At 66.7% G+C, this 18,016-nt stretch carries 15 protein-coding genes; 3 read left to right on the forward strand and 12 right to left on the reverse strand.

Translation table 11 applies throughout. The annotated features are described in order from the left end of the window. Window positions 1-15: 15 nt before the first annotated feature. The 7 genes from AC2FNJ_RS13275 to AC2FNJ_RS13305 are packed head-to-tail and all read right to left on the reverse strand — an operon-like array spanning window position 16 to window position 6,513. Window positions 16-492: a class I SAM-dependent methyltransferase gene (locus AC2FNJ_RS13275; protein WP_496764855.1), complete on the reverse strand. Its 477-nt coding sequence runs from the start codon at window positions 490-492 to the stop codon at window positions 16-18. Then, entirely contained in the window at window positions 489-1,262 is a 774-nt protein-coding gene (locus AC2FNJ_RS13280) for a polysaccharide deacetylase family protein (protein WP_496764857.1), read from the reverse strand. The genes AC2FNJ_RS13275 and AC2FNJ_RS13280 overlap by 4 nt, the downstream gene beginning before the upstream one ends. After that, entirely contained in the window at window positions 1,259-2,401 is a 1,143-nt protein-coding gene (locus AC2FNJ_RS13285) for a glycosyltransferase family protein (RefSeq protein WP_496764858.1), read from the reverse strand. Before AC2FNJ_RS13285 ends, AC2FNJ_RS13280 begins: the two co-directional genes overlap by 4 nt. Next, window positions 2,398-2,982 (reverse strand): histidine phosphatase family protein, encoded by a 585-nt coding sequence (locus AC2FNJ_RS13290; protein WP_496764859.1) that lies wholly within the window; start codon window positions 2,980-2,982, stop codon window positions 2,398-2,400. The genes AC2FNJ_RS13285 and AC2FNJ_RS13290 overlap by 4 nt, the downstream gene beginning before the upstream one ends. Beyond that, a complete protein-coding gene (locus AC2FNJ_RS13295) occupies window positions 2,979-4,055 on the reverse strand; it encodes a glycosyltransferase (RefSeq protein ID WP_496764861.1) in 1,077 nt (358 codons plus the stop codon). The genes AC2FNJ_RS13290 and AC2FNJ_RS13295 overlap by 4 nt, the downstream gene beginning before the upstream one ends. Then, window positions 4,052-5,302, reverse strand: a complete 1,251-nt coding sequence (locus AC2FNJ_RS13300) for a glycosyltransferase (RefSeq protein ID WP_496764862.1) — start codon at window positions 5,300-5,302, stop codon at window positions 4,052-4,054. Before AC2FNJ_RS13300 ends, AC2FNJ_RS13295 begins: the two co-directional genes overlap by 4 nt. Beyond that, the gene (locus AC2FNJ_RS13305; RefSeq protein WP_496764864.1) at window positions 5,299-6,513 is read right to left on the reverse strand and encodes a glycosyltransferase family protein; all 1,215 of its coding nucleotides are present in this window, start codon (window positions 6,511-6,513) and stop codon (window positions 5,299-5,301) included. The genes AC2FNJ_RS13300 and AC2FNJ_RS13305 overlap by 4 nt, the downstream gene beginning before the upstream one ends. A 405-nt stretch (window positions 6,514-6,918) precedes the next feature. Here AC2FNJ_RS13305 and AC2FNJ_RS13310 point away from each other — a divergent pair, with 405 nt between their 5' ends. After that, window positions 6,919-9,291 (forward strand): mechanosensitive ion channel domain-containing protein, encoded by a 2,373-nt coding sequence (locus tag AC2FNJ_RS13310; protein ID WP_496764866.1) that lies wholly within the window; start codon window positions 6,919-6,921, stop codon window positions 9,289-9,291. 21 nt (window positions 9,292-9,312) lie between these two features. Here the strand turns inward: AC2FNJ_RS13310 and AC2FNJ_RS13315 are convergent, their stop codons facing one another. From AC2FNJ_RS13315 to AC2FNJ_RS13335, 5 genes are read right to left on the reverse strand one after another with little or no spacing between them, the layout of a single operon-like run. Beyond that, window positions 9,313-10,656: a CoA transferase gene (locus AC2FNJ_RS13315; protein WP_496764867.1), complete on the reverse strand. Its 1,344-nt coding sequence runs from the start codon at window positions 10,654-10,656 to the stop codon at window positions 9,313-9,315. Beyond that, window positions 10,653-11,807 (reverse strand): ABC transporter permease, encoded by a 1,155-nt coding sequence (locus tag AC2FNJ_RS13320; protein WP_496764869.1) that lies wholly within the window; start codon window positions 11,805-11,807, stop codon window positions 10,653-10,655. Before AC2FNJ_RS13320 ends, AC2FNJ_RS13315 begins: the two co-directional genes overlap by 4 nt. Further along, complete coding sequence (locus AC2FNJ_RS13325; RefSeq protein ID WP_496764870.1) at window positions 11,804-12,832, reverse strand: ABC transporter permease; 1,029 nt, start codon at window positions 12,830-12,832, stop codon at window positions 11,804-11,806. The genes AC2FNJ_RS13320 and AC2FNJ_RS13325 overlap by 4 nt, the downstream gene beginning before the upstream one ends. A gap of 14 nt (window positions 12,833-12,846) precedes the next feature. Then, window positions 12,847-14,763: an ABC transporter substrate-binding protein gene (locus AC2FNJ_RS13330; protein ID WP_496764872.1), complete on the reverse strand. Its 1,917-nt coding sequence runs from the start codon at window positions 14,761-14,763 to the stop codon at window positions 12,847-12,849. Beyond that, window positions 14,756-16,528 (reverse strand): ABC transporter ATP-binding protein, encoded by a 1,773-nt coding sequence (locus tag AC2FNJ_RS13335; RefSeq protein WP_496764874.1) that lies wholly within the window; start codon window positions 16,526-16,528, stop codon window positions 14,756-14,758. Before AC2FNJ_RS13335 ends, AC2FNJ_RS13330 begins: the two co-directional genes overlap by 8 nt. 230 nt (window positions 16,529-16,758) lie before the next feature. Between AC2FNJ_RS13335 and AC2FNJ_RS13340 the strand changes: the two genes are divergently transcribed. Then, window positions 16,759-17,262 (forward strand): class I SAM-dependent methyltransferase, encoded by a 504-nt coding sequence (locus AC2FNJ_RS13340; RefSeq protein WP_496764875.1) that lies wholly within the window; start codon window positions 16,759-16,761, stop codon window positions 17,260-17,262. Between the two features lie 113 nt (window positions 17,263-17,375). Further along, entirely contained in the window at window positions 17,376-18,005 is a 630-nt protein-coding gene (locus tag AC2FNJ_RS13345; protein ID WP_496764876.1) for a glutathione S-transferase, read from the forward strand. The last annotated feature ends 11 nt before the right edge of the window (window positions 18,006-18,016 follow it).

Raw genomic sequence — 18,016 nt, forward strand, 5'->3', positions numbered from 1 at the left:
TTGCCCCCTGCCGAATCACGCCCGATAGAACAGATAGCGTTCGGGGGCGATGGTGTCCGGGCCGGTGATCTGCCGGAACCCGACCAGCGGCTGGCCCGAGATCAGCAGGCCGCCCGGCACCATGACCCTGGCGATCAGCGGGCTGAGGCGGGCGGCCTCGGCCACGTCGTCGGCCTTGATGCCCATGCCGAAATCGTAATGCGCCAGTGCGATGCTGCGGCCGTTCTCGGCAAGCCGGTGCAGCATGTCCTCGGCCTCGCCCTGCAGGAAATCCTCGGCCGGGGGGATGCAGGACGGGTGGCATTGCAGCACCCGGTCCATCACCCAGATCCGGCGCTGCGGCAGCACTTCGCGCAGGTGGTCGTAGGTGCGGCCGTTGCCGAGGCCCATGTCCAGAACGTCGCCGTCGAGCCCCGCGACCTGATCGGCGGCCCAGTTCAGCCCGTCGCGCTGGGCGGTCAGGCGGCGCAGCATGGAATCCAGTCGGCTCATTTGGTCTCCGTGGCGGTTGGGCCGGTGTCGGCGGTCCAGAGGGTCGTCGGCCCGGATCGCAGGCGCCGGATCAGGTCGGCGACGAAGCTCCAGACGTCTTCATCATGGACGAGGTGATGGGTCAACAGGCCGAAGGGTTCGGCATTGTCCGCGCGGCCGCTCCGCCGGTCCTGCAGCAGGCGGGTGGTCCGGGCGACCAGCTGCTCCGGATCGAGGAGCCCGCGGGCGCCGCGCCAGTCGATCGGGTCGAGATGGGTGTTGACCTGTTCGAGCCCCGGTGCGGCAAAGCGGGTCTTGCGGGGGGTGGCGGTGGACAGCACGCGGTAGCCTGATGCGGGCAGTTCCGCGACCACCTCGGGGGCGATGCGGTTCCACGGTGGCACGAAGACCGGGCGCAGCGCCGGTCCGAAGAGCGCATGCAGGCGCTGCAGCCCTGCCCGCAGGTCGCCTGAGATGTCCGGCATCGGTCGGTGCAGGCGGAACTCGGCTTTCTTCTCCTGCGGCGGGGCATGGTTGCGGTGCGCCCAGCCATGGACGACCGGGATCAGATGCGGCCGGTCCGACACGTAGTCCGACAGGGACTCCTTCGCCGGCTCGGGGATGATGGCCAGATGCACCGGCAGGGCGAACCGCTCGGAGAGGTCCGAAAGCCGGTCCAACCGGGCGGTCGGTTCGATGGCGTCGTCATCGCGCCACCAGAGCGGCAGCGAAAGCCCCGCCTTGTCCCACCGCGCCAGTTCGCGCTCCAGCGGAGACCAGTCCACCCTCATCGCCGCGCCCTCGCCAGGTTTTCGGCAATCGCGACCGACCGTGCCGCGCCGTCGAACGCAAGGTCCAGACCGGTGCGCGGGCCGGATTGCATGACCCGGTCAAGGGCGGGGATCAGGGTATCGCCGGACAGGTCGGCGCTGGCCACCACGGAAATTGCCGGCAGGCGCGACAGGCTCTGCGCGCGCAGGGTCTGCTCGACCTCCTTGCCGTCATCGAAGGGCACGAGAACCGCCGGGACACCGCATTGCAGGATGTCGAGCGCGGTGTTGTAGCCGCACATGCTGACCGAGGCCGCGGCGTGGCGCAGCATCTGGCGGAAATCCGGGCGGGTGGGTTCGATCACCACGGGGGCATCGCCAACCAGAGACTCGAGTTCGGAAATGCGCGCCGGGGCGTCACGCCCGCCTACCAACAGGCGCCAGCGCCGGTTGGTGATCTTTCGGGCGGCCTCGATGGCCGCGCGAAAGATCGGCTGGCCCACCGAACCGCCGCCGGCGCTGACGAGGATCTCGCCGGTTCCCAGCGCGTCGGGATGCGGCGCGGCCGGGGGCGGCGCGACGTAGCCGGTGTAATGCAGACGGGCGGACAGGGCGTCGGAGACCGGCCAGCTGGCTTCGAGCCGCGTGGTTTTCGGATCGGAATGCACCAGCACGCCGTCATAGGCGCGGGCTATGACCTCATCGGTCCGCGCGGCCTTGGAGGGTTTCGAGGGCGGGGCCAGGATGTCGCGGACCGAGCTGAGCACGACCGGGCGCGGTTCCAGGTGCCGCGCGGCGCGCAGCAGGGCCTGGAACTCTTCCGTCAACGAACGGCGGCCAAAGGGGTAAAGCTCGGTGATCAGAACGTCCGGTTCGACCTGCAGGAGCGCGGTTTCCAGGGCCGAGATCCGGTTGGCCAGATAGGCCGGGGTCGCCGTCTCGCCGCGTTCGGTCAGGAGGCGGCTGAAATCGGTACCGTCCGAACGCAGCGGCGGCAGCGGCAGAAGCGTCAGGCCGGTGGCGTCCAGTTGCGGCGCGGGCATGCCGCCCGACACCAGCGCGACCGCGTGCCCGGCCGCGCGAAACGCCTGGCCGAGCGTGATCGCGCGGCTGAGATGCCCGGTGCCGAGAAGATGCGTGACGACGATCATCACCTTCATGGCGCGGCGTCCCTCTGGATCAGGCGCACCGGGTCCGGGTCGGGCCGCATGGTGGACAGGTCAATGACGTAGAGCCTGTTCCGCTTGATCCGGAACGGGGCGGGGCCCCGGAAATCCCAGCCCCAGGCCAGGGCCAGGATGACGCGCATGATGCCGATATGGCAGACGGCCACCGCATCGCGATCCAGCCGGGCCATCCACGGGTGCAGCCGGGTCTTGACGTCGGCGGGGCTTTCGCCGCCGGGTGGCCGGAAATCCCAGCCCCAGTCCTCGATGTGCCGGTAGCCGCTTGTCGGGTCGGCGATCAGGTCAACGCCGCGCTGACCTTCCCAGTCGCCCCAGTTCATCTCGATCAGTTCGGGCGCATGGCGCGGCGCGCGCCCGGCCACGAGGCTGGCGGTCTCAGCCGCGCGCAGCAGGGGGCTGGACCACAGCTCGGCCTCGGCCCAATCGTCGGGCAGGCGGTATCGGGCGACGGTCGCGCGCGCCTCCCGGTCCAGCGGGATGTCGCTGCGGCCCTGGATGCGCCCGGCGCGGTTCCAGTCGGTATGGCCGTGACGCAGGAGCGCGAGGCGGGTCATGACGCGCCCTCGAGCATGGGCGCGACCGCCTGCCAGAAGGTCTGGCTGGCCGAGGCGATCAGGTGCCGGTCGCGGACGTGCTCGCGCGCCCTGCCGCCGAGTCTGCGGCGCAGCCCGGCATCGGCGCGCAGGGCGGCGAGGGCCTGGGCCAGGGCGGCCGGGCCGTCCCGGACCGCCGGATAGGCCCCCGGAGCCAGCACATCCCGCACCCCCGGCCGATCCTGGGCGACGACGGGCAGGCCCGCCGCCTGGGCTTCCAGGTAGACCATGCCGAACGCTTCGTTCACCCCGGGCCAGAACAACAGCGAAGCGGCCGCGTAAGCCTCGCGCAGGGCGTCCTTGTCCAGTTGGCCCAGAAACCGGACCCGGGTGCCGAACGGGGCCATCAGCCGTTCGACATCCTGCCGCGCAGGGCCGTCGCCCGCGATATGCAGCGACCAGTCGCCGTCGAGCAGGGCCAGCGTTTCGGCGATGATCCGGTAGGACCGCAGCTTGTCGCCGTCCCGCATCATTCCGGCGGCGAGCATCGGCCCGGTGCAATCGGACGCCGCCGGCAGCCCGGCCAAAGGCAGGAACGGCGCCAGATGCACCAGCGCCTGATCCCCGAACCGTTCGCGTTCCAGCGTGATCAGATCGTTGGCGGTGTGATAGAAGATGATCCGCGCCGCATCGCAGGCGTCATGCGCGGCGCGCGCGAAATCCGCCCAGGGGCCGGTCAGGCGGCTGGTGGCGCGGGTGCTTTCCAGTTGGACGTAAGGGATGCCGCGGCGGCGGCAGACCTCGGGGCCCACCAGGTCGGGCGCCTTGTAGTAGTTGTGATAGGTGACCCAGAGGGCGAAATCCGCGGGCAGGGTCTGGACCAGCCGCAGCACTTCGGTTTCGGCGGCCTGCCGAAGTTCGCGCTGCATCCGGGCGTCACCGCGCTTGTCGTAGATCCGCAACTCGGAGACCAGCTCGACCTGTGATCCGCCGGCCTTGATGGCGGCCATCAGGTTGCGCGCCATTTCCCGGTCGCCCGACGGCACCGGGCTGTTGGGCGATTTCATCGGGGCGTAGAAGGCGACGCGGGTCATGGCCGCCGGCCCCCGCAGAGTGCGGTCAGGCGGTCCGACAGCCGGGCGATGCCCGGTTCCATCCGGAAATCGGAGATCAGGCGTTCGCGCGCGGCCCGGGCCATCCCGGCGGCGCGGCACGGGTCGGCGGCGAGCGCGGACATGGCGGCCGCCAGCGCCTCGGGCGTATCCTCGGTGAGGGTGCCGGTCGTGCCGTTGTCGATGAATTCGGGGATTGCCGAGACCGGCGTGGACAGGATCGGGAGCAGTTGCGAGGCGGCTTCCATCAGCACGTTCGGCAGGCCGTCGCGGTCGCCGTCCGCGGCGATCCGACTGGGCAGGACGAACAGGTCGGCGCGGCGCATGGCCGCGACCACTTCGGGCTGGTCGCAGGGGCCGCGCCACGTGATCCGCCCGGTCAGGCCCAGGTTTTCGGCCCGGCCTTGCAGGTCTTCGCGCAGGTCGCCGCCGCCGATATGCGTCCAGTGCCAGTCGAGGTCGTCGGGCAGCAGCGCGAAGGCCGCGATCAGCCGGTCGAACCCCTTCTTTTCCACCAGCCGCCCGACCGACAGCATCCGAAGGGGTTGGCCGGGTTTGCGGGGCGCGCGGTCGGGCGGTGCCGGAAACCGCGTCAGGTCGAGCCCGTGATAGATCAGGTCGATCCGGGCGGGATCGTCGGCAAGGGCGCGCAGATGCCGGGCGCCGATTCCGGTGCAGGTGGCGCCGAACACCGCGCCATGGGTGCGCCCGGTCAGCTTTTCGCGCTTTTCCCAGTCGGGCGACGTCCAGATATCCTTGGCATGCGCCGAAAAACTCCACGGCAAGTCCCGCATGATGGCGGCATAGCGCGCGACCGAAGAGGGGGTGTGCAGGAAATGCGCGTAGAGCCCGGCGGTTTCGGCGGGCAGTTCCGCCGCCAGCACGCAGGCCTGACCGAAACGCCGGATGCGGTTGTGGGTCGGGTCACGCAGCAGATCCGCGCGCCAGATGTCGTAGGCCCGTGCATAGCCCGGCAGCGTCCGGGCGATGTCGCGGGCGCGCCAGATGCGTTTGGGTTCGTCGCAGAGATATTCGGGCAGGTAGTGGACCCTGGCCGAAAGCCGGTCATGCAGGGGATGGCGCTTGGTATCGGTGGGATGGCGCAGCGACCAGATGTCGAATCCGTGGCCCGCCTGTTCCAGGGCGACGAGTTCCTGAGCGATGAACGTTTCCGACAGGCGCGGCCATCCCTTGACCAGCACCGCGAGCTTGGGTGCGGGGCGGTTCATCCGGTCGCCCGTTCCTTCGTCTGTCCCAGCAGAACGCCGACGCGATGGGTGACGTAGTCCAGCCCGTCCAGCAGACCCTGCCCGAAAGCCTGGGACGGCAGCGGCTGGGCCGGTAGGGCGCGGATGGCGTCGATCATCGAATCGACGGTCAGACCGTCGCGGTATTCGTCCAGCATCCGCACGAGACCGAGATCTTCGGCACGCGAGGCGCGAATCCACTGTTCCAGCCGGGGCACCGTGCGGGGCACGATCACCGCGCGTTTGTCGAAGGAGAGAACTTCGCAGAAGGTGTTGTACCCGCCCATGCAGACCACGCCCGCCGCGCCGGCAAACAGGGTTTCGATCTGGGATTCGAAGCCGACGGCGGTCACGCGGCCGCCCAGCGCGGCGACGCGCGATTCGAACTCGGCCCTGAGATCGCCCGACAGGAACGGGCCGTAGACCAGCATCGCGCGCGGTTGCAGCGTCGGATCCTGCTCGTAGGCAGCGAGGACCAGGTTGACCAGGGCCTTGCCGTCGCCGCCGCCGCCGGGCGTGATCAGGATGTAGGGTTGCGGCGGCGGCGGGCCGATCGGCCCGAGATCGCGGCGCAGATAGCCGGTCCAATGCATCCTGGACTGCGCCTGCGCGCTCAGCGGCAATCCGGCCGTCGGGTCGTAGATCGACCGCAGCCCATAGACCCAGATTTCGTCATAGAACCGCTCGGTCGCCTCGACCGCGTGCTTGCGGTCCCATTCGGCCGCCAGAACCTTGGGTTCGTCCAGAACGTCGCGCAGGCCCAGGACCAGCCTGGCGGTTCCCCTGCGCTGCAGCATTTCGAGCGTCGGCAGCAACTCGCCGCGGAACCCGGTCGGCTCCTTGTCCACGACCAGCACATCGGGCTGGTATTGTTCGACCGCGGTGCGGATCAGGCTGGAGCGGAGCTCGGTCACTTCGTCGATGCCCATGCCGATGGTCTGGGCCACGTAGGAGCCGTCGGCCCGTTTGGTCACGCCCGGCAGGCGCACGTGATCGACCCGGCGCGGAAAGGTGAAACGCCCGGCCACCGGCGACCCGGTGAGGATCAGGGCGGAGGCGGTCGGGTCGGCCTGGGTAAGAGCCGAGGCCAGCGCCCGCGATCGCCTGAGATGGCCCAGACCGAAGGTGTCGTGGCTGTAGAACAGAATGCGCGGCGCACGGCCGGTCGAATATGTCTGGCCCGTGTCGCTCATGCCCTCAACCGTCGTCCGAATCCCGTCGATGAAACCGGGCCGCGCCGGCCGGCAACGGCCCCGCTACTCCGCATACCTGCCTTTGACGCGGATCGCATGGCCATCCGCACTGCTCTGCCGGGAGTCGTCATTCCTGCGGCCTTCGACACTTTCGCACCCCTGCTGCAGACCGGTCCCTACCCAAGCAGCACGGTTCGCGGCCACGTTTCCCCCAATGCATTCCGCTTTTGGGATAACTCATCAGTGCTCATATTTCAAAGATGCCGGTTTGAAAACACGATTGTCAGATACCGGTTTTCCTGTGCACGCAACGACACGATCCTGCGATAAGGCCGCACGGGCGTTTGAAGACCGCGGTCCTGTCCTGTACCGTGCCGTTTAGACTGAGAATTGGACCAAATCCCGATGAGGCTAAAGTTTCTCCTTCGGCTGGTGCTGACGATGTGGGGCATCTGGATAGCCCTGACCGCGGCGGCCCTGGCCCAGACCTCGCTGCTGCCCGGATATGGGGGCGGAGAAGAGCAAAGCGCGCAATCCGCCGGCGACGGCGATGTTGCCGCCGCGATCCGGGCCGCGACCGAAGCCGGCGCGACCGTCATCGTGATCGACACCGACGGCAAGGTGGTGTCGTCGGCGGCCGAAACGGCAGCCGCGAATGCCGACGGCGCCGATCCGATGGGCAGTGGATCGCAGCTGATGAAGGCGCAGGAGCGGTTCTCGGAGTTCCGGTCTTCGCTGGAATCGCGGCTCGAGGCGCTGCCGTATTCGATCTTCGAGGTTCAGTACATCCTGCGCGAAACCAGCCCCGATGGCGAAATCTTCACCTATGTCAAAGTCCTGTTCTGGAACCTGCTGTTCCTGCTGATCGGGCGCTGGTTGTCGATCGAAATCTACGGCAAGCGGATCGCCCGGCGCTTCGTCATGTCGCGGGTCAAGGAACACCCGGTCGGATACCGGGAAAAGATGCCTTTTTTGGTGTTCCGCTTCCTGATGGGGGTCGGGGCGACGGTGTTCGCGATGGTGATGGCGCTGATCGTCGGTTATCTGGTGTTCGGCCGGGCCGAGGACATCTCGGTGCAGTTCACCGTGACGGCCATCTTCACCGCGTTCTTCCTGGCCCGCACGGTGTCGGACCTGTGGCGGATGGTGCTGTCGCCCTATCTCAGCCAGTACCGCCTGCCGCCGTTTTCCGATCGCGACGCCAAGCGGCTGTACATCTGGGCGTCGGTGCTGGCGACCTATGACATTTCCGCCGTTCTGTTTTCGACCTGGGTGGCGGATTTCGGTCTGAACTACAACGTCTATGCCATGGTCTATGGCTGCCTGACGCTGGTCGGCGCGCTCGGCAACATCCTGATGGTGCTGTTCAACGCGCGGGCGATCTCGAATGCGATCCGGGGCGGGCGGGCGCCCGATCAGGTGTCGTGGCTGCTGCGGTTCGTCTCGTTCGGCTGGGCGCCGTTCGCGATCGTGTACGTCATTTTCAGCTGGTTCGATCTGGCGCTGGATCTGGTGCTGGAGCAGCCGGTTTCGATCCCGCTGGTGGCGGGCACCTATGCCGTTTTCATGTCGGTGGTGGTGGCCTATGGCGCGATGAACTACTTGCTTGAGCGGTATTTCGACCGCTCGCGGCAGATCGAGGAAATCAACGCCGAATCGGCCGACGAGGACGACAGGGACGAGCCGGAAGAGGCGGAGGCCGTCGAACGGCCGCGCCACGCCATGGCCACCTATGAGGATCTCGCCCGGCGGGTCTCGGGCATCCTTGCCTTTGTCGTCGGGATCTACGCGCTTGTCGTGATCTGGCTGCCCGAGGAACACTGGACCACGGATCTGCCGGTGGGCCGGGCGCTGGACGTGATGGTCGTCCTGTTCATCGGCTACATCCTCTATCATTTCTTCCGGATCTGGATCGACAGCAAGATCGCGGAAGAGGTCGAGGATGGCGGGGACGAGGCGGAGCTTGGCGACGAGGGCGGCGAGAGCGGCCAGAGCCGTTTGGCCACGCTGCTGCCGCTGTTCCGGGGCGCCATCCTGGCTGTGGTGGTCGTCACCATCGCGCTGATCGCGTTGATGGAGATCGGCATCAATGTCAGCCCGCTGTTTGCCGGTGCCGGCGTCGTCGGCCTGGCCGTCGGTTTCGGGGCGCAGACGCTGGTGCGCGACATCTTCTCGGGCGCGTTCTTTCTGATCGACGATGCGTTCCGCAAGGGCGAATACATCGACATCGGCGACGTGAAGGGCACGGTCGAGAAGATCTCGGTCAGGTCCATGCAGCTGCGGCATCACCTCGGGGCGCTCAACACCATTCCGTTCGGCGAGATCAAGGTGCTGACCAACTATTCCCGCGACTGGGTGATCATGAAGCTGCCGCTGCGCGTGACCTATGACACGGACGTGGAAAAGGTGCGCAAGCTGATCAAGAAGCTGGGACAGGAGTTGCTGAGCGATCCGGTGATTGGCGACAATTTCATCCAGCCGCTGAAGTCGCAGGGCGTGATCGAGATGCAGGATTCGGCGATGATCATCCGGGTCAAGTTCATGACCAAGCCGGGCGATCAATGGCTGGTGCGCAAGAAGGTCTATCAGGAAATCCGCGAGCTGTTCGCCCGCGAGGGCGTCAAGTTCGCGCATCGCGAGGTCACGGTGCGGCTGGCGGACGAGAAGAACGCCGAAGACCTGACCCCGAAACAGCGCGAGGCGGTCACCGGCGCGGTGCAGGCCGCCATCGACGAGGACTATCTGGACGATATCGGTCCCGGCGACGACGACCGCTGAAGCCGCGACCGCGCGGGCGCCTCAAGGCCACTCGGCCTTGCCGGTGCCAAGCGCCGTTGCGGGGCGATCCCAGGCCATGTGGGCCGCGCCGATCCGGAGCGCCGGGGACAGGCGCCGTCCCGGCCCCCAGCCGGAGTTTTCGGGTCGGTCGGAAAAGTCGGCATCCTGCGGCGCCGCAATCTCGTTGCCCGCTGCCGTCTTGCGGAGGCTGGCAAGCAGGTCGGCGGTGCGCGCCAGCGACAGATGCGCGTCGGTGACAGGGTTGCCGCCCGCCGCCTCGGCCAGCGCCGAAAGGACCGCCGCGGCCATGAGATAGCCGGTGGCGTGGTCCAGCGCCTGCACCGGCAAGGGGGTGGGGTTCTCGGCCCCGGCCCAGATCCGCCCGGCCTCGGCGATTCCGGCGCTCATCTGCACCAGGCTGTCGAAGCCGCGCCGTTTGGCCCAGGGGCCGTGCCAGCCATAGGCGTCGAGCGTCACTTCGATCCGGTTGGGGGCGATCCGGTCGCGGGTGTCGCGCCCGAGCCCGAGCGCGTCCAGAGCGCCGGGGCGGTAGCCGTGCACGAACACGTCGGCCTGCGCCAGCAAGTCCTTGAGGCGGTCGAGGCCGGGCGGCGACTTCAGGTCCAGATAGGCGCAGCGTTTGCCCAGCGAGATGTCGGGAATGACGCCGGGCTCGTCCCATCCGGGCGGGTCGATTCGCAGCACGTCAGCGCCGAACCCGGCCAGCGTGCGGGTCGAGACCGGCCCGGCCAGCACCCGCGTCAGGTCGAGCACGCGCAGCCCGGCCAGCGGGCGTACGGCCGAGGCCTCCGGGCGGTCGCGCTGCGCCGTCCGCCTTGGCGCGAGCCAGGCGATCAGCGGCTCCGACGCGATCGCCTTGCCCTGCGGATGCGCCAGCCAGTCCTCGCGGCTGCGCATGGCCGCGGCGACTCCGCCTTCGCCCACCACCGCGCCCTCCAGCGCGTCGGCCTGCCAGTCCGCGACCGCCCTGGCGACCGCGGCCCGTTCGCCCGGCGTGCCCAGCACCCGCAGCGCGGCGGCGCGATGGTGGGGCAGGTTGGTGTGCAGACGGATCCACCCGTCCGCGGTCGGGTAGTCGCCCGCGATCGGATCCCAGAGGTCGGGCATGTCCCAGCCCTGGGGTCGGAAGGACCAGCCGTACCAGAGCGAGGCAAGCCGATGGTCCACCGTCACCGGGGGCCACTCGGCGGTCAGGTTCAGCGCGGCCATCAGCCGGGCCATCTCCTGACCCACGGCCGCGAAAGAGGCGGTCGCCAGTTCGGACACCGCAAACGCGCTGGGCCGGGCGCCGTCGCCGGTGACCCGGTACGTGCCGGGCGCCGGAAGTGTGGAAATGGGGCTCATTGCTGGTAGGGGTCCAGACTGTCGCGCAGCCCGTCGCCGAGGAAGTTGAAGGCCAGCACCACCACGATGATCGGCAGCATCGGGATCGCGGTCCAGGGGTAGATCTCGATCGAGGCGAGGTTCTGCGCGTCGTTCAGCATCACGCCCCAGCTGACCGCCGGCGCCCGCAGGCCGAGGCCGAGAAAGCTGAGCGCGGTTTCCCCCAGGATCATGGCCGGGATCGACAACGTGGCGGAGGCGATCAGGTGCGACATGAAATTGGGCAGCAGGTGCTTGCGGATGACCCGGCCCGAGCTTGCACCCATCATTTCCGCCGCGCGCACGTATTCCTCTTCCCGCAACGACAGGAACTTGGCGCGCACGGATCGGGCGAGGCCCGGCCAGTCGAGGATGCCGAGGATGACCGAGATGATGAAGAAGACCGCCACCGGCCCCCAGTTCGACGGCACCGCCGCGGACAGGGCCAGCCACAGCGGCAGTTCCGGCAGGGAGCGCAGGATTTCGATCACGCGGTTGATGACCCAGTCGGTCTTGCCGCCGAAATAGCCGGCCATCGACCCGAACAGAATGCCCAGGAAGAACGAGACCGAAATGCCGATCAGGCCCACGGTCAGCGACAGTTGCGCGCCATAGAGGATGCGGCTGAACACGTCGCGGCCCAGCCGGTCGGACCCCCACAGGAACAGGGTCGCGCCCTCGGGCGGGCAGAACAGGTGGGTGTCGGACGGAATGAGACCGGCGAGCTTGTATTCCCCGCCCTTGCAGAAGAACCGGACCGGGCTGGGATTTTCCAGGTCCGGCACGAATTTCCACTGGAAGGTTTCGAGATCGGCCTCGGCCACGATGGGATAGATGAACGGGCCTATGAACTCGCCCTCGTGGAACCAGTGCACGGCCTGCGGCGGGGCATAGAGGTGCTCGCCGTTGCGTTCGTTGGGCGTGTAGGGCGCGATGAAGCCGGCGAAGGGCAGCATCAGATACGAGATCAGCAGGAAGATGCCCGAAACCAGGCCCAGCTTGTGGGTCTTGAACTTGCGCCAGACCAGTACCCAGTTGGGCGCGTCCAGATCGCGGCGTTCGAGCTGCTGGATCGACACCTGCGGGTCATAGGGTTCGTCATCGACATAGCGGCCGTCGGGGAGTTTGGTCATGCCTCGCGCCCCTCGTACCGGATGCGCGGGTCGAGCATGACCAGCAGGATGTCGGAAATCATGGTGCCGATCAGGGTCAGCAGGGCCACGAACATCAGCACGAAACCCGAAAGGAACTGGTCCTGCGTCTTCAGCGCGGTCAGCAGGGTGGGCCCGATGGTCTGCAGGCCCAGCACCACCGACACCAGGACCGAACCCGAGACCATCGAGGGCAGCAGGTTGCCGATATCGGCCACGAACGGGTTGAAGGCGACGCGCAGGGGGTATTTGGTCAGCATCCGCGACGGCGACATGCCCTTGGCGATGGCGGTTTCCACATAGGGCTTGCCCAATTCGTCCAGCATGTTGGCGCGCAGCCGCTGCATCATCGCCGACGCGCCTGACGTGCCGATGACGAAGGTCGGCACGATCAGGTGAATCAGGATCGACTTCATCTTTTCCCAGCTCATCGGCAGGCCCTCGAAGCTCGGGTCCATCAGGCCGCCGATGGGCAGGTCGAAATACCTGTGGCCGTAGTAGAAGAGAATGAGGGCGAGCAGGAAGTTCGGCGTGGCGAGCCCGAGATAGCCGATGAAGGCCGAGGTATAGTCCACCCAGGTGCGCGACCGGGCGGCGGCCAGAACGCCCAGCGGCAGGGCCACGGCATAGACGAACAGGACCGCGGCGAGGTTGACCACCACCGTCAGCCACAGGCTTTCGCCGACGATTTCCGAAACCGGGCGGTCGAATTCGAAGGACCAGCCGTAATTGCCCTGGATCAGGCCGGAAAAGCCGTGCGGGCCGGGCATGAAGCCCATCCAGATCATGTACTGTTCCCACAAGGGCCGGTCGAGCGCGTATTCCTTGCGCAGAAACTCGGCCTTGGCCACTCCGGCGCTCTGGCCCGACGCCTGCAGTTCGGCGATCTGGTTGCTCAGGTAGTCTCCGGGCGGAAGGTTGATGATCACGAAGATCAGAACGGACACCACGAGCAGCGTCAGCAGCATTGTGAAGAACCGGTAGACTGCGTAACGCAGCAACAGCATTCAGCAGCCCCTATTCACTCGACGAGAAAGAACTCGTCCATGCGGTGCACGCCGAAATGCGCGCCCGGTTCCCACGCCCACATGCCCTTTTCCGGGACGTTGCGCAGGCGGTTCGAAACGACGATCGGCTGCGGGGCGCCGGCGAGGATGCCGATGCCATAGACCTGATCGGCGTGGATTTCGAGCATCTCCTTCCAGGCGGCGGCGCGCTGTTCGTCGGTGGTGGCGGTTTCCCAGATATGGGCCAGTTCCATCAGGCGCTGTGCCTCGGGCAGGTCCGGTTCCTCGCCGGCATCGCCGCCGGTCTGGTAATGCTGCCCCCATCTCGGCCAGGCGAGAAAGACCTGATCCGTCGGCGCCAGATAGGCGGGCGAGGTGTAGACCTGCGGAATGCCGTTGTCCCATCCGAACCAGACCGAGGCCATCGCGTTGCCGGAAAACACCCGGTTGCGCAGGATGTCGCGGTCCAGCGGACGCATGATCAGCTTGACGCCGATGTCGCGCCAGTTGTCGGTGACGATCTGCAGGGCGTTTTCCACTTCCTGCCGTTCGCCGGCGGTTTCGATCACGAATTCCATCGGACGCCCATCGGGCAACAGGCGGATGCCATCCTTGCCGCGCTTGTCCAGCCCGGCCTCGTCCAGCAGTTTGTTGGCCTGCTCCGGATCGAACTCGGCCCACGCCTTGAGGTTCTTTTCGTCGTAGAACGGCGAGGCCGGCAGGACCGACATGGCGCCCGGTTTGCCGAGCTTGAAATAGAGCGCCTGGTTGATGGTGTTCCGGTCGATGCCCAGCGACAGCGCCCGGCGCACGCGCACATCGCGCAGGATGTCGCGCCAGACATCGTCGGCCACGTTCAGGTTGGGGTAGATGGCGATCTGCGACGCGACGCCGGTATCCCAGAGATAGGTCTTGTAGTTGCCTTCGGCCTCGCCTTTCTTGAGGATCGAGGCATCGCGGAAATCCAGCCCGCGCCCCTGCAGGTCGGACTCGCCGGCATTCGACTTGGCGGCGACGAGGCCGGGGGCCACGATCTCCATCTCGACCACATCGATATAGGGCAGTTGGACGCCTTTCGAGTCGATGCGGTGGTAATAGGGGTTGCGGACGAAATTGTGGCGGATCTTCTTGCCCGAGCTGGCGTTCAGCCACGGCTGCAGCGTCGGCAGTTCGTGGTTGTCGTACTTGTACATGTTGTCGAGCTTGTTGTGCAGCGCCGCCCAGCTCTTGACCCGCGCATCATCGACCGCGGCGGCGAGGTCCGCCTCATCGGCATAATCGGCGTGATACTGCTTCAGGAAATGCGACGGCCGGTAGATGAAGGGCGGCCGCGCCTGCGCCAGGCTTTGCAGGAAATTGGGGTTGGGGTCGTCCCATTCGAAGATCACGGTGGTTTCGTCGGGAAAGCTCACCGTCGGCAGCTTGCCGTTGACGCGCAGAAAGTCCGGCGGCCCGGACGGGCTGAGCAGGTCGTTGTTGGCCACGTCCTCCCACCAGTATCGGAAGTCGTCGGAGGTGAACGGCGTCCCGTCGGACCATTTGTGCCCCTTGCGCAGGCGCAGAGTGAATTTCTTGTTGTCCTCGTTCTCGAACGCGGCGAGCAGGTCGGGCACGAGTTCGTAATTCTCGTCATACCCCACCAGGCGCGCGTAGCCGTAGACCACCATCTGCCGGATGTCCTTGGAGCGGGTGATCATCGTCCGCAGCGTGCCGCCCTGTTCGCCGAATGCGCGGCCCTTGGCCTCTAGATCGACGATCAGCGGCTCTTCGGGGATGCGCTCGGCCACCGGTGGCAGGTGGCCCAAATCGACTTCCTGCTTCCAGAACGTGCTTTCCTGCAAGGGCGGCAGGGATTGCGTGGCGAAGGCGCCGGTGGCGGCGAATGCCAGCGAAATGCCGAGGATCAGGGTTCTGCGTGTGGTTCTAAACATGGCAACGTACCTTGTGGCCGGGCTCCAACTCCACCAATGAAGGTATCACGGAGTTCGAGAAACGAAAGGCTTCCTCCCAACTGTCGGGCGAACCCGCCCCGAGCGCAACGAGTTTCAGGTCGATCGGGCGATTGATGTCGGGTTCCGGCTGGGCGGCGATCAAAGCCTTGGTGTAGGGGTGTCGGGGGTTGTAGAACAGGGTTTCCGGCGGCGCCTGCTCGACCACCAGGCCCTGACGCATCACGGCCACCTCGTCGGCGATCCGCGCCACCACCGCGAGGTCGTGGGAGATGAACAGATAGGACAGGTTCAGGCTGTCCTGCAGGTCTTCCAGCAGGGTCAGGATCTGTTCCTGGACCGAGACATCCAGTGCCGAGGTCGGTTCGTCGCAGACGATGAACGAAGGGTCCAGCATCAGCGCGCGCGCCACCGACAGGCGCTGGCGCTGGCCGCCGGAAAACGCGTGCGGGTAGCGTTTGAGCATGTCGGCGTTCAGCCCGACGCGCTGCAGCGCCTCGGCGGCTTTGTCGCGCTGCTCGGCCGGGGTGCCGATGCCGTGGATTTCCAGCGGCTCAGTCATCGCGTCCTGGATCCGCATCCGTGGGCTGAGCGAGCTGTAGGGATCCTGGAACACCATCTGCGCCTGCCGCTGGAACGCGGTGCGCTCGGCGCGGGTCATCTTGTGGACGGTGATCGGCTCGGCCCCCGGCATGGGCCGGAACAGAACCTCGCCGCCCGGGTCGGGCAGTTCCGCGCCCAAGGCGATCCGGGCGGCGGTGGTCTTGCCCGAGCCGCTTTCGCCGACGATCGCGAGTGTCTTGCCGCGCGCCAGTTTCAGATCGACGCCGCGGCAGGCATAGATGAACTTGTCGGACTTCCACCCCTTGCCGGACCGCATCGAGTAGGTCTTTGAAATCTCCTTCATTTCAAGGATCAGATCCTCGTGCGGCATGGGCAGGCCGACCGCCTCCTGATCCGGAATTTCAGGGGCCGCGTTGAAAAGCTGCTGGGTATAGGGATGGGCGGGTTCGCGCAGGATCAGTTCGGCGGGGCCGGATTCCATCACCCGACCCTTGTGCATCACCACGACCTGTTCGGCCATGTTCGCCACCACGCCCAGATCGTGGGTGACGAGGATCAGGGCCATGCCGATTTCCTGCTGCAACTCCTTGATCAGTCCCAGCACCTGCGCCTGCGTCGTCACGTCCAGCGCCGTGGTCGGCTCGTCGGCGATCAGCAGATCGGGTTTGGACACCATCGCCATCGCGATCATCGCCCGCTGGCGCATGCCGCCCGACAATTCGAACGGGTAGGAGTCGTAGGCCCGCTCGGGATCGGGAAAGCCGACGCGGTCGAACTGTTCCAGAACGGTGCGCCTGGCCTGACGCTCCGAAGCGCCCCGGTGCAGCCACAGCACCTCGGAGACCTGGTTGCCGATCTTGTGCAGCGGCGACAGCGACCGCATCGGTTCCTGGAAGATCATCGAGATCCGGTCGCCGCGGATGTCCCGCATCCGGCGCTCGCTGAGTTCCGAGAGCACGACCGGGCCGCTGTCGCCGTTCAGGGTGATCGCGCCGGTCCGCAACTGCGCCGTGCGCGGGAGGATCCGAAGGACCGCGCGGCAGGTGATGGTCTTGCCGGACCCGGATTCGCCGACCAGCGCCAGGGTCTGGCCGGGCATCACGTCGAAATTCACCCCTTGAACGACCGGGTCGGCCGTACCAAATCCGATACTCAGATCGCTGACCGACAACAATGGGGTCATTCGGTGTTTCCGCCCGATTGGCCGCGTGTCCGCATGAACTTCTGGAACTCCCTGATTTTTGCTGCAGTTTCGCCCGCCCTTCCCTGACTAGTCAAACCCGATCTTTGTCCGGAACGCAGGGGAAAAGGGTGAAAACCGTCCCCAATGACTACACAAATTCTTGAAGATTTGGCATCAGGGGCCGTGCCGGGCGAAATCCGGCCGAGATTTGCCCATAGGAGAGCCCGCACGTGCCCAACGACCAAAGCCGCCTGGACGTGTTCATCGACCGCATGGTTTCGCAGCGCGCGTGCCTCGATTTCGCCATTGCCGAAACCGACCACCTGGCCGGGCCGGTGTTCGAACTGGGCCTGGGAAACGGCCGGACCTATCACCACATGCGGCGGCGGATCGGCACGCGGCCGGTCTATGTGTTCGAGCGCAAGGTCGCCTCGCATCCGGACTCGACGCCGCCCGACGAGATGCTGATTCTCGGGGATGTGCGCGACACCCTGCCGGCCTCGCTGGAGCGGTTCGGGCCGGTGGCCAGTCTGATCCATGCCGATCTGGGTGGGCACAATCTGGAAAAGAACGATGCGTTTGCCCGTTTCGTCTCGCCGTTGATCGAACCGCTGCTGGCGCCCGGCGGCATGATGGTGTCCAGCGACCGGATGTATTTCGACGGCCTGACCGAGGTGCCGCTTCCTGCCGGAGCGGTCAAAGGGCGCTGCTTCGTCTATCGGCGAGAGGACTAGCGGCCTGGACGCGCGGTGAAGGCCGGGCGTTCCGCAGGGTCATTTTCCGTTGGTGTGGAAAACGCTGGACCGCGCGCCTAGGGTGCGTCGGGCGACCAACGAGAGTATGTGCCATGATCTTCTACGATTGCTCGACGGCCCCCAATCCGCGCCGCGCCCGGATGTTCATTGCCGAAAAGGGGGTGCAGGTCGAAACCCGAGACATCTCGATCGCGAAGAACGAGCAATTGAGCGATGCGTTCAAGGCCGTGAACGCGCGGGCGACAGTCCCCGTGCTGGTGACGGACGAGGGGACCGTTCTGACCGAGAATCTCGGCATCGCGGCCTACCTTGAGGCGCAGTTTCCCGAGCCGCCGCTGATGGGGCGCACCCCCGACGAAAAGGGCCTTGTGCTCATGTGGAACGCCATCGTCGAGCAGCAGGGCGGTCTGCCGATTGCCGAGGCCCTGCGCAACGCCCATCCGGCCTTTGTGGACCGCGCCATTCCCGGCCCGGTGAACTATGCGCAGCTGCCGGAACTGGCAGAGCGCGGTCTGGACCGTGCCAGGCGGTTCTTCGGGCTGCTGGAGGACAGGTTGCGGGACAGCCCCTTTGTCGCCTGCGATCACTTCACGCTGGCCGACATATCGACCTTTGTGTTCGTGGATTTCGCCCGTGTGGTGAAGCTGCGGATTCCCGAGGAGAACACCGCGACGCGCACCTGGTTCGAGAACGTCCAGAGCAGGCCCAGCGCCAAACTCTGAAACCTCTGCGG

This window comes from Ruegeria sp. BHSB196, assembly GCF_059613135.1.